The sequence below is a fragment of the Micromonospora gifhornensis genome (assembly GCF_016863515.1).
GTDB lineage: Bacteria > Actinomycetota > Actinomycetes > Mycobacteriales > Micromonosporaceae > Micromonospora > Micromonospora gifhornensis.
The window spans coordinates 180718-198890 of the sequence record NZ_BOPA01000014.1 but is presented as its reverse complement, the minus strand read 5'-3'; the positions used below and the strand labels follow the sequence as shown (position 1 = coordinate 198890).

The following is an 18173-nucleotide window of genomic DNA, read 5'->3' as shown; positions in this document are numbered from 1 at the left end:
CGCCGGCTGCGGACAGCACGCCCGCCGCGGGCCTCACGCGAAGGCGTCGAGGCCCGCGGCGAGGTTCCGGACCTGCCGGCAGGCGGTCAGCAGCGCGGCGAGCCGATCCACCGGATACATCTGTGCCGCGTCGCCGGGCCGGTACATCCGTTCCGGCGCGGGATGCGTCTCGACGAGCAGCCCGTCCACGCCGAAGACGGCGGCCGCCAACGCGGCCGGCGCGACCGCCGCGGCGCTGCCGGTGCTGTGGCTCGGGTCGAAGATGACGGGCAGGTCGGTGTGTCGCCGTACCGCCGCGACAGCACCGTAGTCCAGTTGGTACGCCAGCGACCGGTCGAACGACACGACGCCCCGGGCGCACATGATGACGTGCGGGTTGCCGTGGCTGACGACGTACTCCGCGGCCTTGAGCCACTCCACGACGGTGGCGCGTACGCCCCGCATCAGCAGCACCGGCCGACCGCTGCCGCCGAGCTCGGCCAGCAGGGCCCGGTTGGTCATGTTGCGCGGATCGACCTGTAGGCAGTCGGCGACCTGCGCGACCGGTCCGACGTCACGTGGGTCGACCACCTCGGTGATGACCGGCAGCCCGCCTTGGGCGCGGACCTCGGCCAGCGCCGACAGGCCGCCGCGTCCCTTGCCGGGGAAATGGTAGGGACCACTCCTGACCTTGAACAGGCTGGCCCGCAGCGCGTCGGCCCCGGCGCGACGCACCATCGCAGCGGTCTGCACCGTGTCCGACACCGACTCCAGCGCGCACGGTCCGGCCCCGCACCACAGGTCACCGCCGCCGACGTGACCGGTCCCGAGCGGCACCCGCCGTGGCAGCACCGCGTTCGCCCGGTCCACCAGCCAGTAGCCCTGCTCGGCGGTGCTGTGCCAGGCGCGGATCGCGGCCGAGGGCACCCGGTGCACCAACCGTTCGTCTCCGGCGACGACGAGGAAGCACCTGCCGGCCAGACGCAGCGGCCAGGCGGTGACGTCCTCGTGTCGTGCGATCCGGGTGGCCAACGAGGCCAGCTCGGCGTCGCTGCTGTGCGGAGCGAGCTCGACGAGCACGGGTCAGCTCCGGGTGGCGATACGTACCTGGTACCGGACGAACTCCGCGAGCTCGACCAGGGTGGGGTGCTCCAGCACCGCGCGCACGGTGATCCGTACCCGCAGCCGGCGACTCAGGCGTGCGGCGAGCCGGTTGGCCGACATCGAGTCGCCGCCCAGGTGGAAGAAGTGGTCGTCCAGGCCGATCTGCGCCACCGGCAGCAGGTCCGCCCAGAGCTGCGCCAGGTCACGCTCCACCTCGTCGCGGGGTGCCCGGTAGGGCTTGCGGAGGGTGGTCCAGTCGGGGGCCGGCAGCGCGTTGCGGTCCACCTTGCCGTTGGCGGTCACCGGCAGCCGGTCCAACAGGGTGAACGAGGCCGGCACGGCGTGCCCGGGCAGCAGGTCGACAAGCGCGGCCCGGACCCGGTGCGGTTCGGCCTGCGGGGCCACCAGATAGGCGCAGAGCTGGCTTTCGCCGGCCTCGTCGGCGAGGGCCACCACGACCGCGTCCTGCACACCGGGCTGGGCGAGCAGCGCCCGCTCCACCTCCGCGGGGTCGACCCGGAAGCCCCGGATCTTCACTTCCCGGTCGACGCGACCCCGGTGGTGCAGCCGTCCCCGTTCGTCGAAGCAGGCGAGGTCGCCGGTGCGGTAGAGGCGGGCACCGGGTGGCCCGTAGGGATCCGGTCGGAACCGGTCGGCGGTCTGCGCCGGGTCGCCGAGATATCCCCGGGCGAGTTCGGGCCCGCCGAGGTACATCTCGCCGACCGCGCCGGGCAGCAGACGGCGCATCGCGGTGTCGAGGAGTTCGACCCGTACGCCCGGCCACGGCCTGCCGATCGGCGGCGGCGCGGTCCGGTCGGTGGTGGTGGCGGTCGCACTGGTGAGGCGGTCCTGCCACGGCACGAGACAACTGCTGATGCCGTTGGCCTCGGACGAGCCACAGGCGACGGCGACCTCGAAGGGCAGGTCCGGTGCCGCCCACCGCCGCACCTTGTCGCTGCCGACGGTCAACAGTCGCAGGGCCGTCTGCGCGGGCCAGGGCAGTTGGTACAGCTGCTCGGCGAGAGGCATGCTGACGTACGCCTTGGTGATCTTCTCGGCCACCAGCCAGTCGCGCAGCAGGGGCGCGGCGCCGACGATCTCCGGTGGTGCGGTGTGCACACTGGCCCCGGCACACAGGTACGGCCACAGCTCGCCGACCGACACCGAGGAACCGGGTGGTGCCAGCCAGGCGGCCCGGTCCTGCGCAGTGATGCGGTGACCCTCCTGATGGGTGGCGACCGAGTGGGCCACCGACCGGTGCAGGACCGCGACCCGTTTGGGCGTACCTGTCGATCCGGACGTGTGCACCACGTAGGCGATGTCCTCGGGATGTACGGCGATGCCCGGGTCGTCGGTGGGGAGCCGGTGGATGCGCGGCCACTCGGTGTCGACGGCCACCACGGTGCCCGCGACGGGCGGCAGGACGGCGCCGAGCCGCGCCAGGGTGAGCACCGCGCGTGGGCGGGCCACGTCGAGCACCTCGGCGATCCGCTGGGCCGGATGGGCCGGGTCCAGCAGGATCGCCGCCGCACCGCTTCTGAGGATGGCGAGGAAGGAGACGAGCATCTCGCTGCCACGATCCATCATCAGCCCCACGCAGCCGTCCCGCTGGGCGCCGAGTTCCCGCAGCACCCGTGCCAACTGGTTGGCCCGGGAGTCCAGCTCGCCGTAGGTGAGGCTCGCGGGACCGGATCCGAAGGCGAGACGCCTCGGGTGCTGCTGCGCCTGGTGGGCCACCAGGTCGGGTACGAGTCCGCCGACGAGCGCGGTGTCGGCGGGCCGCCCGTGGCGCGCCAACCAGTCCTGGGCGCTGCGGTCCGGTACGGCGAGCGTCCCGATCGGCCGGTGCGGGTCGTCGGCCACCTGGGCCAGCAGGGAGGCGAGGTTGCGGTCCAGTTCGGTGGCGAGCATCGGGGCGGACCAGCCCTGGGCGAGTTGCCAGGAGATCCCCGTCTCGTCGCAGGTGAGGACGAGTTGGGCGTCGGTGTCGGAGTGCGGATGGTGCCAGTGGAACGCCGCCGGCGCCGAGACCTCGCCGCTGCTCAGGGGGGTGGCGGCGATGGTGTCGACGAGTTGCGCCATCGTCGTGCGACCGGACGGTACGGGCACCGTCGCCGATGCCCCTTCGACACGCAGGGCGACCCGGCGTGGTGCGTGTGGGCCGCAGTGACGCAGCAGCACGAGCAGGGCGGAGGCGTAGGTCGACCAGTGCGGCGCGACGGCGTCTCGCGCTGTCGTCGGCGCGGTGAGCTCTGTCGATACCCGGTCCATTGCGGATATCGTCGATCTGGACTGCGGCGCAGATGCCGTCACAGCTGCCTCCTCGCGCACGTCACGACAACCCTCGGATCGCCAAGCATAACTAGAGTCAGCGCCTTGTCGGTAGATTTGAGACTGTAGTTGTCTCCAGTTATGCTTCCGGAAGCGCATGACCGAGGAGGACTTATGAGCGTGGCGGACGACGACGCCGAATACGTGGTGGTCTCCAACGACGAGGAGCAGTTCTCTCTCTGGTTGACCGGACGTAGCCTGCCCAACGGCTGGCGCGAGGCGGGCAAGCGGGGCAGCCGCGAGGAGTGCCTCGCGTACATCGAAGAAGTCTGGACCGACATGCGACCGCGCAGCCTGCGCGAGTTCGCGGCCCGGTCGTCGACGCGGTGATCCGCGCCGTCGTCTTCGACATCGACGACACCCTTGTCGACTTCTCCGGGGCGACCGGCCGCGGTCTGCTGGCCCACCTGGCCACGACGAGGACGGTGAGCCCCACCGACGCCGAACGGTACCTCGCCCTCTGGCGACACCTGGAGCAGATCCACTTCACCGCGTACCTACGCGGTGAGTGCACCTTCACCGAACAACGTCGACGCCGGGCACGGGAGTTCTGTGCGACGGCCGGGTTCCCACTGGGTCCCGAGGAGAGCGAGATCGACGCCTGGGTGGCCCGGTACCTGGAACACTGCGACGAGGCGTTCGCGCTCTTCCCCGACGTGCTACCCGCGCTCGACACCCTGCGGCACGCGCAGGTGCGCCTCGCGGCGATGAGCAACAGCGACCGGGCGTACCAGCACCGCAAGCTGACCGCACTGGGCATCCGGGACCGGCTGGAGGCGCTGGTCTGCTGTGACGACGTCGACGGGGTGGCCAAGCCGGACCCGCGGATCTTCCACGCCGTGTGCGACCGGCTCGGCCTCGCACCCGCCGAGACGGTCTACGTGGGGGACCGACTCGACTCCGACGCCCGCGCCGCCACCGCGGCCGGGCTGACCGGGGTATGGCTGGACCGTACCGGTGACGGGCAGGCCGACGTACCCACCATCACCACACTCGATCAGCTCGTCCGGCTGTTGGCTGCCCGGACGGTGCGGAAGGGATCCTGATGCCGCTGACCCGAGAAGGGACCAGCTTTGCCGGGACGTGGTCGAGGCTGAGCGCCCAGCGGGGCAGCCTCTGCCTCGGGGTCGCTCCGTCGGCGGCCTGGCTGCGCCGGTGGGACCTGGACGACACCAGCGAGTCGCTGGACCGCTACGGCGACATCATCCTGGAGGCGGCCGGCGACGGTGTGGCCGGTTACAAGGTGCAGGTTCCGTTCTATCTGCGCCACGGCACCGCCGGGCTTGAGGCGTTGCGCCGTTTCGTCGACGGCGCCCACGAGCGGGACGCGCTGGTGCTCCTCGACGCCAAGGTCGGCGACGCCGACGACACGATGGCCGCCTACGCGGATCTGTACCTCGGGCCGGACAGCCAACTCGGCGGGGACGCGGTCACCACCTGCGCATTCATGGGCACCGCGACACTGCACCCCTTGCTGCGGATCGCACAGGACAGCGGCACCGCGGTCTTCACGTTGGTCCGTACCTCGAACCACGGTGCCGGAGAGGTCCAGGGCAGCCGTACCGACGGCGGCACCAGCACGGCCGAGGCGATCGCGGACGCGCTGACCGGATGGCACACCGAGCATTGCGGCACCGCCGGGCCCGGACCGGCGGCGGCGGTGGTGGGTGCTCGGCTGCCCGAGTCGGCGCAACTGGTCCGCCGCCTGCCGCACAGTGTCCTGGAGATCCCCGGACTGGGCCGGGCCGACCGCCGTACCGAGGAGGTCCTCGCCCCGGTCCGGGACGCCGCCGACCGGGCGATGCTCACGGTGACGACCGGGGTGCTGCGGCACGGTCCCACGCCGACGGCGCTGCGCGCCGGGATCCGGTGGTGGCACGAGGAGATCGCGCGACACCGCTAGACAGGTCGGGATGTCGATGCCCCGCCGCATCGAGGGCACCGACATCCCGACTGCCTGCTCACGACCCGGCCAGCTCGGACAACCGCTGGTCGGGTCGGTGCGTCGCCGCCAGCAGAAGGTCACGCCAACGGGTCAGCAGTCCGCGCGCGGACGGCGCGTCCCACAGGTTGGTGTTGAACTCGACACTGAGTTCCAACCGGTCGGCCCGGAGGGCGGCGGTGAAGTACAGGTCGTTGCGGGCCGTGTCGAGCCGGGTGAAGTGCCAGTCGACCGTGCAGCCGGCCAGGTTCCATCCGCTACGGTCGGGCTCCTGCCACTCCACCGCCACCTGGAACAGGGGCAGCCGGTCCAGTTGCCGTGGCATCGCGGCGGCCCGCACCAGCTGAGGAAACGGCAGGCCCTGATGGTCGTACGCGCCCAGCACCGTGTCCCGTACCCGGGTCAGCAGCTGCGCGAAGGACGGATCACCGGCGCAGTCCACCCGCAGCACCAGCGTCGCGATGGTGCAGCCGAGCAGTTCCTGGGCCCCCGGCAGGCGGCGGTTCTCCCCCACCGTGCCGATCGGCACGTCGTGGCTGCCGGAAAGGTGGTGCAGCAAGGCCGCCTGCGCGGCGGTGACCAGGATGAACGGGCTGACCCGCTGGGTGGTGGCCAACCGCAGCACCGCTGCGGTCTGCTCCGGGTCGAGCAGGATCGTGAGCTGGTCACCGTCGAAGGTGGGCAGCGGCGGCCGGGGCAGCGGCGTCGGCAACGCCAGCACGGGCAACCCCGCCAGGGCCTGCTCCCAGTACGCCCACAGCCTGGCCGGCTCGGGGCCGCCCAGCCACTCGTCCTCCCAGCGGGCGTACTGCTGCCAGGTCAGCCCGGCTGCCGCCGTCGGTGGCGGGTTCGCTCCGCCGACGAGGGCGTTGTAGCAGGCGCTCAGGTCCCGACAGAACACCTGGAAGCCCACCCCGTCCATGGCGATGTGATGCACGGTGAGCAGCAGCACGTGCCGTGCGTCGGCACCCACGACCAGGGTTGCCCGGATGCCCGGCTCCCGGGCGAGGTCGAACGGTCGCAGCGCCTGCGCCTGCGCGAGCCGGTCGATCTCGGCCGCCTGCGCCTGCGGTGGCAGCGCGCTCAGGTCGGTGACCGACAGCTGCGGACCCTGCGGCTGCGGCACCTGCACCGGCCGGTCGACGACGAACCGGATCACGCTGCGCAGCATCTCGTGCCGCTCGACCACCTGCGCGAACGCCTGCCGTAGCGCGGCCACGTCGAGTGTGCCGCCGATGTCGACCCGCAGCGGGCTGTGATAGGTGGCCCGACCGGGAGCGAGCCGGTCCAGCACCCAGATCTGGGTCTGCGCCGCCGTCAGTGGCGCGGTACCGGCCGGCGCGGCCCCCGGCCCGGGCGCTGCCCCACTGCCCGAACCGAGGGCCGGGGCGCCGGTCGGGGCGGCGACGCGCGCCCGCGCCGGGCCGGCGGTGTCCTCCCGCTCGATCCGACGGGCCAGGGAGCGCACCGTCGGGGCCTCGAAGATCCACCGGATCGGCACCGACCGACCGAGCTCGGTACGCAGCCGCGACACCAGTTCCGCCGCCAGGATCGAGTGTCCGCCGAGGGCGAAGAAGTCATCGTCGTCGTCGAGGTCGTCCCGGCCCATCACCTGCCGCCAGCTCCGGCGTACCTGGCCGAGGATCGCGCTGTCGCCGGTGCTCTCGGCCGCCGGGCGGTCCACGTCGATCACCGCGGGAATCGCGTACCGGGGCAGCCGGGTGGCGAGAAACTCGGCCAACTGCCGAGCAGTCGGGACCGGGTCGCCGGCGCACGTCACCCGGGCACGCAGCACCGGCGGAGTGCCGTCGTAGCCGACCTCGGCGGCACGGACGCCGGGATGCACCGAGATCGTGGCGGCCACCTCGTCCAACGGCACGGTCAATCCGTTGATCACCGGATGCTGGTTGCGGGGGCCGAGCCGCACGATCTCGCCCCGCCCGTCGACGTATCCGAGGTCGCCGGTGTCGGTGAGGGTCTGCCCGTGCACCGCCAGGAGGCGGTCGCCGACAAGTCGGACGTGCTGTGGGTCGACCGCGACGATCCGGCCGACCACGCCCTGCGGTGCGAGCGTGTCCAGGCCCTGCACCACCTGCTCCGCAGCGGGGACCGGGACACCGACAGGTGGCACCTCGGCGATGGCCACGGCCCGCTCCGCGGCGGAGAGCATCGGCAGGTCGGTCAGCGCCATCCCGGGCGCCTCGATCGCCGCGGCCAGCAGGGACCGCAGGTGGTCGAAGAGGGCCCGCACGAACGGCTCGGGAAGCAGCCCCTCGTCGAACTCCAGCCAGAAACCGATGCTGCTCGGGCTGGTCTGGGCCTCCACGATCAGATCGAAGCGGGACCGGGACCGGGGAACGTGCTCGTACCGCAGGCGCAGGGTCTCGCCGGTCAGCTCCGCGTCGCGGACGTCGGCATGCGAGAAGACCACCTGGATCAGCGGATGGTAGCTCGGATCCCGGTCGGGTCGGACCAGATCGACAAGTTGGGAGAAGGGCAGCCGGTCGTGATCCAGCGCGTCGAGGCTGACCTCCATCACATGCCGTACGAGCTCGTGGAACGACTGATCGGGGCGGGGCCGCAGGCGCAGCGGCACCGTCGTGGCGAAGAAGCCCACGAGTGGCTCCCACTGCTCGTCCGGACGGGCCGCACTGGCGGTGCCGATGAGCAGGTCCTGCCGACCGGTGTAGCGGTGCACGACCGCGGTGAAGGCGGCGAGCAGCACGGCCGCAGGGGTGCTGCGGCAGCCCGTGGCGTGCCGGTAGAGCGACCGGGCCAGGCTCGCCGGAAAGGTCACCTGGATGCGTCGCCCGTGCGGCGACTTGACCGGTGGACGCAGACCGCCGGTACGCAGCGGGAGCACGGGCACGGCCCCGTCGAGTTGGGCACGCCAGTACCGCTGTTCCTCGGCGAGTTCCCGACCGTCGAGCAGCCGACGCTGTTCCTCGGCGAAGTGCCGGTACTGGCACGGCAGAGGTGGCAGCTCAGGTGCCCGCCCGGCAGCGAACGCCTCGTAGGCGGCAAGCATCTCGTGCAGCACCACGCGCAGCGACCAGCCGTCGGCCACGATGTGGTGGGTGGCGAGGACGAGGATGTGCTCGGCGTCGTCGAGCCGCAGCAGCGCGGCGCGGACCAGTGGACCGCTACGCAGGTCGTACGGAGGGTCCGCGACCAGGGCGGCGAGATCGGCGACCATCTGGTCGCGTAGCGCCACCGGCACGTACGCCAGATCCGTCGGCTGCCCCAGGTCGATGGTGAGTTCGGGCAGGATGCGGCAGACCGGCGTACCGTCGACGGTGTCGAAGGTGGAGCGCAGCACCTCGTGCCGGCTCAGGATCAGGTCGAGGCTCCGTTGCAGCAGCGGCACCCGCAGCTCGCCCTCGATCCGCAGCACCCAGACCTCGTTGTAGGTGCCGGGAGCGAGGCTCTCCATCAGCCACAGTTGCTCCTGCGGGAACGACAACGGCGCCAGTCGGCCACGCGGGATCTCGATGCCGGTCACCCTGTCCCCCACCGCCGCGCCAGGAGCCGGGTGGCCGAGTGCCGGTGCGGGATGGGCTGGTCGGCGTGGGAGGAGATGACGTCGTCGTCGTGTACCTCGACAAGTTCCCAGTCCGGCTTGAGGTAGTAGCCGACGAGAGTGCCGTGCGGCAGGATGCAGCGGGGCGGGTTGACGTGGTTGTCCAGTTCCTGGGCACGGTCGTTGAAGGCGCACAGGACGTGCCAGCCGCCGACCCGGGTGGCCTGTTGCAGGGCGGTGACCGCGGCGGCGACGGACGCCTCGTCGGCGAGCCAGTGCGCCACACTGTCGAAGACCACCACGTCGTAGCTGGCGGGCGGCAACGGTTGGGTGAGGACGTCCCGCACCGACCAGGTGATCCCCACCTCGTCCGGCCACGCCCCCCGAGCGTTGCGCAACGCCAACTCGGACACGTCGGTCGCGTCGACGAGCGCACCGTGTCGGGCCAGGAACGCGGCATTGCGCCCTTCGCCGCAGCCGGCGTCCAGCACCCGGAGGCCCTCCAGCGAGGTGCGCTGGGCCAGGCTCTCGACGACCGGTTCCGGCTCACGTCCCCACAGGCAGGGGCTCATCGCGTAACCGCGGTCGCAGCCACCGTCGAGCGTCGGACCACTCATGCCGTCGCCTCCACGTCCTGAACGGTGCGCAACTTCGGAATCGGCGAGAAGATCAGCCACAGCAGCGACAGCGGGATGCCCACGGCGGTGATGAACAGCGTTGCCCGCAACCCGATGGAGTCACCGAGCAGGCCCGCCACCAGCGCGGAGATCGGCACCAGGCCACCGATGAGGAACCGGAAGCTGGCGTTGACCCGACCCAGGATGTGCTGGGGGATCACCATCTGACGCATGGTCATCTCGGCGATGTTCGACGAGACGATGCCGTAACCGACCACGAAGTGGATGATCCCGAAGAGGATCGCGGCGGTGGTCGGCGAACCGTCGACGAACGGTATGGCCACGATCGGCACGACCGCCAGCAGGTAGGCGACGATCAGCAGCCGTCCGTAGCCCAACACCTTCAGCAGCCGTCCCATGGTCACCGCGCCGAGCAGACCGCCGACGCCGAAGGCGGCGAAGATGAAGCCGAGCGCGGCCGGGGTGATGCCGAACTCGCGGGTCGCGTACAGCACGAAGAGGGTGAGCATCAGCATCGAGAAGAAGTTGAAGGTGGCGCTGTTGCCGGCCAGGGCCCGGACCACCGGGTGCCGGACGGTGATCCGCATGCCGTTGCCGATGTCGCTGAAGACTCCCCGCCAGCCGCGACCGATGTCCTCGGCGGACCGCTCGACCGGCGGCTCCGGGGTCTTCACCAGCGCGATGGCGATCGCCGAGGCGACGAATGAGATCGCGTCGATGACCAGCGCGAACGGCGCTCGCAGCGCCTGCACGAGCAGACCGGCCAGGCCGGGACCGGCGATCTGGGACAGCGAGTCGGTGGCCTGCAGCCGGCTGTTGCCGGCCATCAACTGCTCGCGGGAGACGATGCTGGGCAGGTAGGAGCGGTAGGCCAGGTCGAAGATGACCGAGAGGCAACCGACGGTGAAGGCGACGAGGTACATCACCATCATGGTCAGCGAGTCGAGGAAGGCCAGCACCGGCACGAGACCGATCACGAAGGCACGGGCCAGGTCGGTACCGATCATCAACGGACGTCGGCGCATCCGGTCGACGAGGACGCCGAAGAACAGGAGAGGGCCCAGGAAGGCCAGCTCCCGCAACGCCGACATGACGCCGATCTGGGTGGCGCTCGCATCGAGAATGAGGATCGCGGTGAGCGGCAACGCCAGGGTGGTGATCTCGGTGCCGAAGGCGGAGATCCCCTGCCCGAGCCAGAGCTTGTTGAAGTCGCGGTGCCGGTTCAGCGAGGGTGGTGGAGCTCCGTCATCCGACGGTGCTCCATCGCGGACGGTTTCGGTGCTCATAACGGGGTTTCCTCTCGGGCTCCGAGCAGGGTCGGCGCGTTGCCGGTGGTCCAGGGGTCGTAGAGCAGTGCGCGGTCACCGGCGTGCCGGCGAAGCGCGGTGATGACGGTCGTCGGGTCCGGCGCGGCGACGGTGAGCCGCGAGGTGGCGTACACCTGCTGTGCCGGGTCGTTGAACGACGCGCCGGTGTACGGGACCTCGGCGGCGTACCGGAGGGCCGGCAGCGCCGCCGACGACGTCAGGTGGTGTAGCGAGAAGACGGGAACCTCGGCGGCCAGCGCGGCGATGCGCAGCGTGCCGCAGATCCGCGGGTTGATCTCCAGGACCAGACCGGTGCCGTCGGCCTGGACCAGGAACTCCACTTCCAGGTAGCCGTCGACGTCGGCGGCCTGCGCGATCGTTTCGGTGGTGTCGCGCAGCCAGGTGTCGAGGGCCGGGGTCAGACCGGGGGCGGGGCACAGCCGCAGCCGGCGCCACGGTGGGACCAGCATCGGCGAGGTGGGTCCCTTCCAGACCGGCGGGAGGGTGATGGTGCGCCCGCCGGTCCGGTGCGCCACGACCGAGTACTCCACACCGTCGGCGTACCGTTCGGTGAAGTACTGCGGGGACGACGTCACCTCGGTGGCCATCCGGATACCGATGCTCTGGGTGCTGTTGCGGCCCTTCACCACCAGCAGGTCGTCGCCGGCTCCGTCGAAGGTGCCCTCGTCCTGGTACCGCCACGGCGCGGTGGGGATGCCGTGCCGGTCGAAGAAGCGCTTCATCGCCACCTTGTCGAGGCCGAGGCTCGCCGCGCTCGCCGACTGGACGATGACCCGGTGGCCGGCGACGCGCAGCCCGGCGGCGAGTTCCCGGTCGCGTAACAGCGTGTCGTGGCTGGTGAGGAAGACGGCGGTGGCGGCGTCGAGGCCCTGGAAGCTGCGCTGGAGCGCCTCGGCGTCGACCGGCCCCTCCCCCAGATGCAGGTGCCGATCGCCCGGTCGCCACTGGACGAAGTGGGTGAACCAGCTGGCGAGGCTCTGCACGCCGACGAGGTAGACCGAGGTCTGGCTCATCGGGTCGCCGCCAGGTCGGACAGCGCCCGCTCGGCAGCCCGCCGGTACGCGCCGAGCAGTTCCTCCTGCGGCTCGTTGAAGTAGGTTGCCGGCAGGCTGATCCACTCGTCGTGCAGCCGGGCGCTCACCGGAAGGTCCTCCGGGGCGTACGTGAAGCGTCGGCGCAACGTGGCCGGTGAGTAGGCGTGCCAGGTCGGTGGCCGGGCGCCGGTGAAGACCGACGTACGGTGCAGCGGGGCGGTCTGCGGCACACCGGCCCGTACGCCGTGCCGCTTCAGCGCGGCAATCAGTTCGTCGCGGTCGAAGCCGGCGCGCAGCGGGTCGACGCGCAGCACGATGTCGTACCAGCCGCCCATGGTGTGTCCGGCCGTGACGCCCAGCCCTTCGATGCCCGGGTGGGTGCTGAGCGCGGCGACGAGTGCGGTGGCGTTGTCGTGTTTGGCGCGTACCAGCGCGTCGAGCCGTCGCATGTGGCTGCTGGCCAGGACGGCCGCGACGGGGCTGATCCGCAGGTTGCCGCCCAGCCCGACGTCGGCGAGGCGACGCAACGCCGGATCCCGGACGGTGAGGTTGCTGCGTTGCCGGAAGCTGCTCAGCAGGCACGCCAGGTCGTAGTGGCGGGTGTCGCGGCAGGCGAGGACACCGCCCATCCCACCGCTGACGAGTTTGAGTCCGCCGATGCTGAAGACGGCGAGGTCGCCGAAGGTGCCCACCGGGACTCCGTCGATCGTCGATCCGTGGGCGTGCGAGCAGTCCTCGATCAGCGCCAGTGACCGTTCGCGGGCGAGCTGTGCGATCTCCGCCATCGGGCAGGGGTGACCGAACAGGTGGGTGACCGCGATGGCCCGGGTCCGGCTGGTGATCCGCTCGGCCAGGCTGGCGGCGGTGACGTTGCCGTTGGCCGCTGCGCTGTCGCAGAGCACCGGGGTGGCGCCGAGCACGAACAGCGGCGATGCGGTGGCGAGGAAGGTCAGGGACGGCACCAGCACCTCGTCACCGGGGCCGAGCCCGAGGACGTAGTACGCGGCGAGCAACGCGCTGGTGCCGGAGTTGACCGCGAGGACGTGTCGACCGTCCAGGTGTTCGGAGAACAACTGCTCGATCTCGGCGATCTCGGGGCCGTGCCGGTAGTCGAAGGTGCGGCCGGCGCGGATCAGGTCGGTGGCTCTTGCGACAGCCTGAGTGTCGTAGACCGGCCACTGCTGCGGGTGGTCGATGGCGGGCGCAGTGGCGGCGAGTCCGGTGGAGGTCATGGCCGTCACCGCGCCACGCTGAGCAGGTCTTCGTCGATCAACCGGAGTATCTGTGCGGTGTGTTCGTGCAGGAAGAAGTGCCCGCCCGGGAAGACGCTCACCCGGCACGGGCCGGTGGTCTCGCGTTCCCAGGCCCGAGCCCGCTGCGGTGTGGCGTAGTCGTCGTCGGTGGCGGCGAAGGCGTGTACCGGCACCGACGACGCGGTGGTGTACGGGTACTGCCAGGTGGCGCCGAGGGTCAGGTCGGCGCGGATGACGGGCAGCGCCAGCTGCATCAGGTCCGGGCTGTCGAGCACCTCCGGGGGCGTACCGCCGAGGTCGGCCAGCCAGGCCAGCAGCCGGTCGTCGGGCTCGGCCCAGGCCGCTTCGGGGATCCGCAGCCACGGTGCGGGGCTGCCGGAGGCGAACAGCCAGCTCGGCAGGGGCGCGCCGTCCTGTTCGAGCCGGCGGGTCAGCGCGTACGCGATCCGGGCGCCCATGCTGTGGCCGAAGAAGGCGAAGGGGCGTTGCCGCAGCAGCGGGTCGAGGGCCTCGACCAGCAGATCGAGCAGGCGGTCCATGGCGGCGATCGGTCGTTCCCCGAGCCGGTTCTCCCGCCCCGGCAACTGCACGGCGGCCACCTCGACCTGCGGCAGCCAGCGGTGCCACTCCCGGTACGCGGAGGCGCCGCCGCCCGCGTACGGGAAGCAGAACAACCGCGTGGGAGCGGTCGGGTTCGGCGTGGCGATGCTCACCCACTTGTTCATCAGCACCTCAACTCGTCTTGACTGCCGATGACAACGAAACTTACCAGAGTTAACGGCCCAAGTCATGACAGGAGTCATGCAAAGTCAACAGCCGGAATCGGGTCGCCCTGTGCCTCCCACAGCGGCCACGTACCGTCGTGGGCGGTACGCCCGTGCCCCATCCGCACGTTGTCGACGAGCACTACGTCCCCCGGCGTCCACGACAGGTCGAACGTCGACGCGTCGATCGCCTCCTGCACCGCCGCCAGGTCCTCGGCCGGCACCGGTTCCCCGTCACCGAAGAAGGTGTTGAAGGGCAGCCCCGTGCGGCCGTACGCCCCCACCAGCACCTCGCGTTCCTCGGGCTGGAGACTCCATTCGCTGAGGAAGGCGATCTGGTTGCACCACGCCGTCGCGCCCGTCACCGGATGCGCGAACGTCGACGCCCGGGCCTGCCGGGTACGCAGCGTGCCGTCGGGCAGCCAGTCGTACCCGATCGACTGTCCGGCGCAGTACGCCTCGACCTCGGCGACCGTCTCCATCCCGAACGCCTGTCGCCAACCCATGCCCACGTACGGCCGGAAGTTGCGGACCAGCATCCACCCCCGCGTGACGAACGCGTCCCGCACCCTCGACGGCATCCGGGACAACGCTTCGACCCCGTCGGCGAGCAGGGTCCGCCCGGTCGCCGCCGCCCCTGGCGGGTGTGCCAGCAGCAGCGTGCCGGGAAACACCAGGGCGTGGCTCTGCTCGTTGTGCGGGCACATGTCCCGGTAGGACGGCCAGGCAGGCGGCCCGTACACCGGCCCGCCCAGGTGTGGCCGTGGTGCGAACGGTTCCCGGCGCGGGCAGGGCCGTACCAGCGCCTCGACGGCCGCCGCGAACCGTTCGGGGGAATCGAGCCCGAGCCCCCGCAGGTGCACCACGCCGGTCTCGGTGAGCCGCTGACGAAGCTCGACACGGTTGTCGTACAGCCAGTCGTCGGTGCCGGCGTGGACCCGCCACGGCTCGACGACCCGGCCGCCGCTCGCGACCGCGGTCACCGCGCCACCACCCGCCCGACGATCTCCACGGCCCGGTCGACGTCGGCACGGCTGACACCGCGGTGGGTCACGGCACGGATCCGACCGTGCCCGAACTCCGCCACCCGCAGTCCGAGGTCGGCCGTCTCGGCGACGAACCGCTCCCACGGCATGTCGGCGAGCCGGAACAGGACGATGTTGGTCTGCACCCGTTTCGGGTCGAGGGTCACCCCGGGCAGCTGCGCCAGCCCTTCGGCGAGGCGCAGCGCGTTCGCGTGGTCCTCGGCGAGTCGCTGCGGCATCCGTGTCACGGCGATCAGCCCCGCCGCCGCAAGCACACCCGCCTGCCGCATCCCACCGCCCAGCAACTTGCGCACCCGGCGGGCCCGGCCGATGACCTCGGCGGGGCCGGTGAGCATCGAACCGACCGGAGCGCTGAGCCCCTTGGACAGACAGAACTGCACGGTGTCGGCGTGCCGCGCGACGGCCTCGACGGTGGTACCGGCCGCCAGTGCGGCGTTGAACAGGCGCGCCCCGTCGAGGTGGACAGGAACTCCCCGCTCGTCGGCGAAGTCCCGCACCGCGCGCAGGTACGCCTCGTCGAGCACGATGCCGCCGGCCCTGTTGTGGGTGTTCTCCAGGCAGATCAACGCCGGCAGCGCGAACTGCGGGTCGTCCGGGTCGGCGGGAAAGGCCGCGGCGAGCCCGTCGAGCGGAAGACGCCCCTCCTCGTCGGTGCGGACCGGCTCGTAGGCCGCCCCGGCACAGACGCTCGCCCCGGCGGCCTCGTACAGGTAGATGTCGGACTCGTCGCCGACGATGACCTTCGCGCCGCGTGGCACCTGGGCCATGATCGCGCACAGGTTGGCCATCGTGCCGCTCGGCAGGAAGCAGGCCGCCTCCTTACCTGTCAGCTGCGCGCTCGTCTCCTCCAGCTCACGGACTGTCGGGTCCTCGCCGTAGACGTCGTCGCCGAGCGGGGCGCTCGTCATCGCGGCGAGCATCTGCTCCGTCGGCAGGGTGAAGGTGTCACTGCGCATCTCGATCATGCGGATACCGTCACTTTCTCGTCAGCCGCCGCGTCCGACGCGGGCGTCACGTCCAGTGCCATGCGGGCCACGGCCTGGTCGAGGCGGGCCCGTACCTCCTCGGGGCTGTCGCCGTCGGCGATCACCCAGCCGAGTCGCCCGTAGGCGTCGGTGGCCGGGCCTACGGCGGCACCGACACGTGCCGTGACCGTCACGTCGTGCACGCCCGGCAGCGCGGCGACCTCATCGGCGCCGTCGACGGCACGCAACACCCCGGTGGTCGCGGTGGTCAGGAAGCGGATCCCGGCGTACCGGGTCGCGGGTGCCAGCGGCTCCAGCGGCAAGCCGCTCGCCGCCCTCAGCTGCCGCTCCACCATGTTGAGCCCGGTGGCGATGCGGATCAGTTCGGGGATCATGCCGCCGGCCAGCCGAGCGTTGATCTCGACGACGACCGGTCCGGCCTCGGTCAGCCGCATCTCGATGTGCGCCGCGCCGTGCGCGAGCCCGACCGCGGCGAGCGCCGAGCGGGCGGTCTGTCGGATCGCCTCGCTCTCCGGTCGGTGCGGCGCCGGGAAGATGTGACCGGTCTCCACGAAGTACGGCTCGGGACCGATCGTCTTGTCGGTGATGCCGACGATCTCCACGCGCCCGTCGGCGGCGAAGGTCTCCACACTCACCTCCGCACCGCGCAGATACTGCTCGACCAGCACTGCCGCATTCGTGGCCTGGCCACGGACGTTCACGGTGACCGCGAGCAGCGCCGCCACCTGGGCCTGCGCCTCCGCCTCGGTGCGACACAGCCGCACCCCGGTCGAGGCGGAGTCGCCCGTCGGCTTGACCACGCAGGGCAGCCCGGCCCGCGCCACCGCAGCCGCGACCTCGTGCGGCGCACGGACCACCGAGTACCGCGGCTGCGGCAACCCCGCCCGGCTCAGCAGGTCACGGGTACGCGCCTTGTCCCGACACGCCGCCACCGCGTCCGCGCTGCTACCGGGCAGGCCGAGGCCGCCCGCCAGGGTGGCAGCGGTCTCCAGGTAGAACTCGCTCGTGGTGGTGACGCCGGCCAGGGACCTCCGCCGGGACAGCAGCGCGCGCAGGGCGTCGACGTCGTTGGTGTCGCACTCGACGACCTCCGCCGGGGTGTCGGGCAGCCCGCGATACCGTCCCGGACGATGGGTCAGCAGAACCGGGCGCAGGCCCAGTCGTACCGCCTGGTGCAGGGCGAGCATGCCGGTGCCGGTGGTGTTGGACTCGACGAAGACCAGCTCCCGGGACGGCACCGCCGCGTACGACCACGAGGTGATGCGGCTGCCGTACGGCACCTGCACCGGCTCGCGGGCCAGCGGAAGGTCGTCGAGGTTCTGCTCGGCCCAGTACCCGTCGTCGTAGAGGTTCTCGGCGTAGCGGTCGCCCCTGTCGGGCAGGATGCCGACCACCCGGGTCCCCGGGGCGAGCAGTCCGGTCAGCCCCTTCATCACCTGGTACACCGATCCGGCCGAGTTGCCGGCGAAGATGCCCTGTTCCCTTGCGAGGTCGCGGGTGGCGGCGAAGGCCTCCCGGTCGTTGAGCCAGTGCACCTCGTCGATGACCGTGTGGTCGAGGTTCTCCGGGTGCAGGCTGTTGCCCAGACCGCTCTGCCGGCGGCGGGGCAGATCGGGCTGACCGAACAGGACGCTGCCGACGCAGTCGACCGCGACGACCCGCAGCTCCGCCTGGTACGCGCGCAACGCGCGGGCGGCACCACAGAGCGAGCCACCGCTGCCCACCGAGCCGACGAGCACGTCGACCGGTCCCAGGTCGGTGACGATCTCCCGGGCCAGCGCCTGGTACGCCCGCGGGTTCAGCGGATTGCCGTACTGCTGCGGCCAGTACGCGCCGGGCAGCTCCCGGCGCAGTTCGGCGAGGCGCTCCAGGCGTGCGCTCTGCCAGCCGTGGCGTGCCATCGCCGGCACCACGTGCACGACACAACCGAGCGAGCGGAGCTTGGCCAGGGTGATCGGGTCGATGCGGGGGTCGGTGACGATGTGCACCGGGTGACCCAGCACGGTTCCGACCAGCGCCAACCCGAGCGCCAACGTCCCGGAGGAACTCTCCACGATCGGTGCCCCCGGGGCCAGCTCACCGGACTCCCGCGCCGCGAGCACCACCTCACGGGCGACCCGGTCCTTCATCCCGTACGGGTTCTGTAGTTCGAGCTTGGCGAACAGGTGCACGTCACCGGAGGCCCGCAGCCGGACCAGGGGTGTATGCCCGATGGCGTCCACCATGGAGTCGAAACGCACCGCAGCTC

General features: G+C 71.5%; 14 protein-coding genes. 3 read left to right on the top strand and 11 right to left on the bottom strand.

Annotated features, from left to right (window positions below; translation table 11 throughout):
• Window positions 1–33 precede the first annotated feature (33 nt).
• Both Vgi01_RS09085 and Vgi01_RS09080 read right to left on the bottom strand, forming a co-directional pair.
• A complete protein-coding gene (locus Vgi01_RS09085; RefSeq protein WP_102657382.1) occupies window positions 34–1059 on the bottom strand; it encodes a 3-deoxy-7-phosphoheptulonate synthase in 1026 nt (341 codons plus the stop codon).
• Between the two features lie 3 nt (window positions 1060–1062).
• Window positions 1063–3354, bottom strand: coding sequence for an AMP-binding protein (locus Vgi01_RS09080; protein ID WP_204290693.1), 2292 nt, complete (start codon window positions 3352–3354; stop codon window positions 1063–1065).
• 174 nt (window positions 3355–3528) lie between these two features.
• Here Vgi01_RS09080 and Vgi01_RS09075 point away from each other — a divergent pair, with 174 nt between their 5' ends.
• The 3 genes from Vgi01_RS09075 to pyrF are packed head-to-tail and all read left to right on the top strand — an operon-like array spanning window position 3529 to window position 5317.
• Entirely contained in the window at window positions 3529–3744 is a 216-nt protein-coding gene (locus tag Vgi01_RS09075; RefSeq protein WP_204290692.1) for an MbtH family protein, read from the top strand.
• Entirely contained in the window at window positions 3741–4460 is a 720-nt protein-coding gene (locus tag Vgi01_RS09070; protein ID WP_102657379.1) for an HAD family hydrolase, read from the top strand. The genes Vgi01_RS09075 and Vgi01_RS09070 overlap by 4 nt, the downstream gene beginning before the upstream one ends.
• Window positions 4460–5317, top strand: coding sequence for an orotidine-5'-phosphate decarboxylase (pyrF, locus tag Vgi01_RS09065; RefSeq protein WP_204290691.1), 858 nt, complete (start codon window positions 4460–4462; stop codon window positions 5315–5317). The genes Vgi01_RS09070 and pyrF overlap by 1 nt, the downstream gene beginning before the upstream one ends.
• A 58-nt stretch (window positions 5318–5375) precedes the next feature.
• On the opposite strand, the gene Vgi01_RS09060 is transcribed toward pyrF, so the two are convergent.
• The 9 genes from Vgi01_RS09060 to Vgi01_RS09020 form a co-directional block, all read right to left on the bottom strand.
• Window positions 5376–8858 carry a condensation domain-containing protein gene (locus Vgi01_RS09060; protein WP_204290690.1) on the bottom strand — a complete coding sequence of 1161 codons (3483 nt, stop codon included), beginning with the start codon at window positions 8856–8858 and terminating at the stop codon, window positions 5376–5378.
• A complete protein-coding gene (locus tag Vgi01_RS09055; protein ID WP_204290689.1) occupies window positions 8855–9493 on the bottom strand; it encodes a class I SAM-dependent methyltransferase in 639 nt (212 codons plus the stop codon). The genes Vgi01_RS09060 and Vgi01_RS09055 overlap by 4 nt, the downstream gene beginning before the upstream one ends.
• Window positions 9490–10800, bottom strand: a complete 1311-nt coding sequence (locus Vgi01_RS09050) for an MFS transporter (protein ID WP_102657375.1) — start codon at window positions 10798–10800, stop codon at window positions 9490–9492. The genes Vgi01_RS09055 and Vgi01_RS09050 overlap by 4 nt, the downstream gene beginning before the upstream one ends.
• A complete protein-coding gene (locus Vgi01_RS09045) occupies window positions 10797–11855 on the bottom strand; it encodes an ATP-binding protein (RefSeq protein ID WP_204290688.1) in 1059 nt (352 codons plus the stop codon). The genes Vgi01_RS09050 and Vgi01_RS09045 overlap by 4 nt, the downstream gene beginning before the upstream one ends.
• Entirely contained in the window at window positions 11852–13108 is a 1257-nt protein-coding gene (locus Vgi01_RS09040) for a DegT/DnrJ/EryC1/StrS family aminotransferase (protein ID WP_102657373.1), read from the bottom strand. The genes Vgi01_RS09045 and Vgi01_RS09040 overlap by 4 nt, the downstream gene beginning before the upstream one ends.
• Window positions 13109–13113: 5 nt before the next feature.
• A complete protein-coding gene (locus Vgi01_RS09035) occupies window positions 13114–13854 on the bottom strand; it encodes a thioesterase II family protein (RefSeq protein ID WP_204290687.1) in 741 nt (246 codons plus the stop codon).
• Between the two features lie 74 nt (window positions 13855–13928).
• Window positions 13929–14876 carry a TauD/TfdA family dioxygenase gene (locus Vgi01_RS09030; RefSeq protein WP_204290686.1) on the bottom strand — a complete coding sequence of 316 codons (948 nt, stop codon included), beginning with the start codon at window positions 14874–14876 and terminating at the stop codon, window positions 13929–13931.
• On the bottom strand, window positions 14873–15904 hold the full coding sequence (locus tag Vgi01_RS09025) for a GntG family PLP-dependent aldolase (protein WP_102657370.1): 1032 nt from the start codon (window positions 15902–15904) through the stop codon (window positions 14873–14875). Before Vgi01_RS09025 ends, Vgi01_RS09030 begins: the two co-directional genes overlap by 4 nt.
• Window positions 15901–18165: a pyridoxal-phosphate dependent enzyme gene (locus Vgi01_RS09020; RefSeq protein ID WP_204290685.1), complete on the bottom strand. Its 2265-nt coding sequence runs from the start codon at window positions 18163–18165 to the stop codon at window positions 15901–15903. The genes Vgi01_RS09025 and Vgi01_RS09020 overlap by 4 nt, the downstream gene beginning before the upstream one ends.
• Between the last annotated feature and the right edge of the window lie 8 nt (window positions 18166–18173).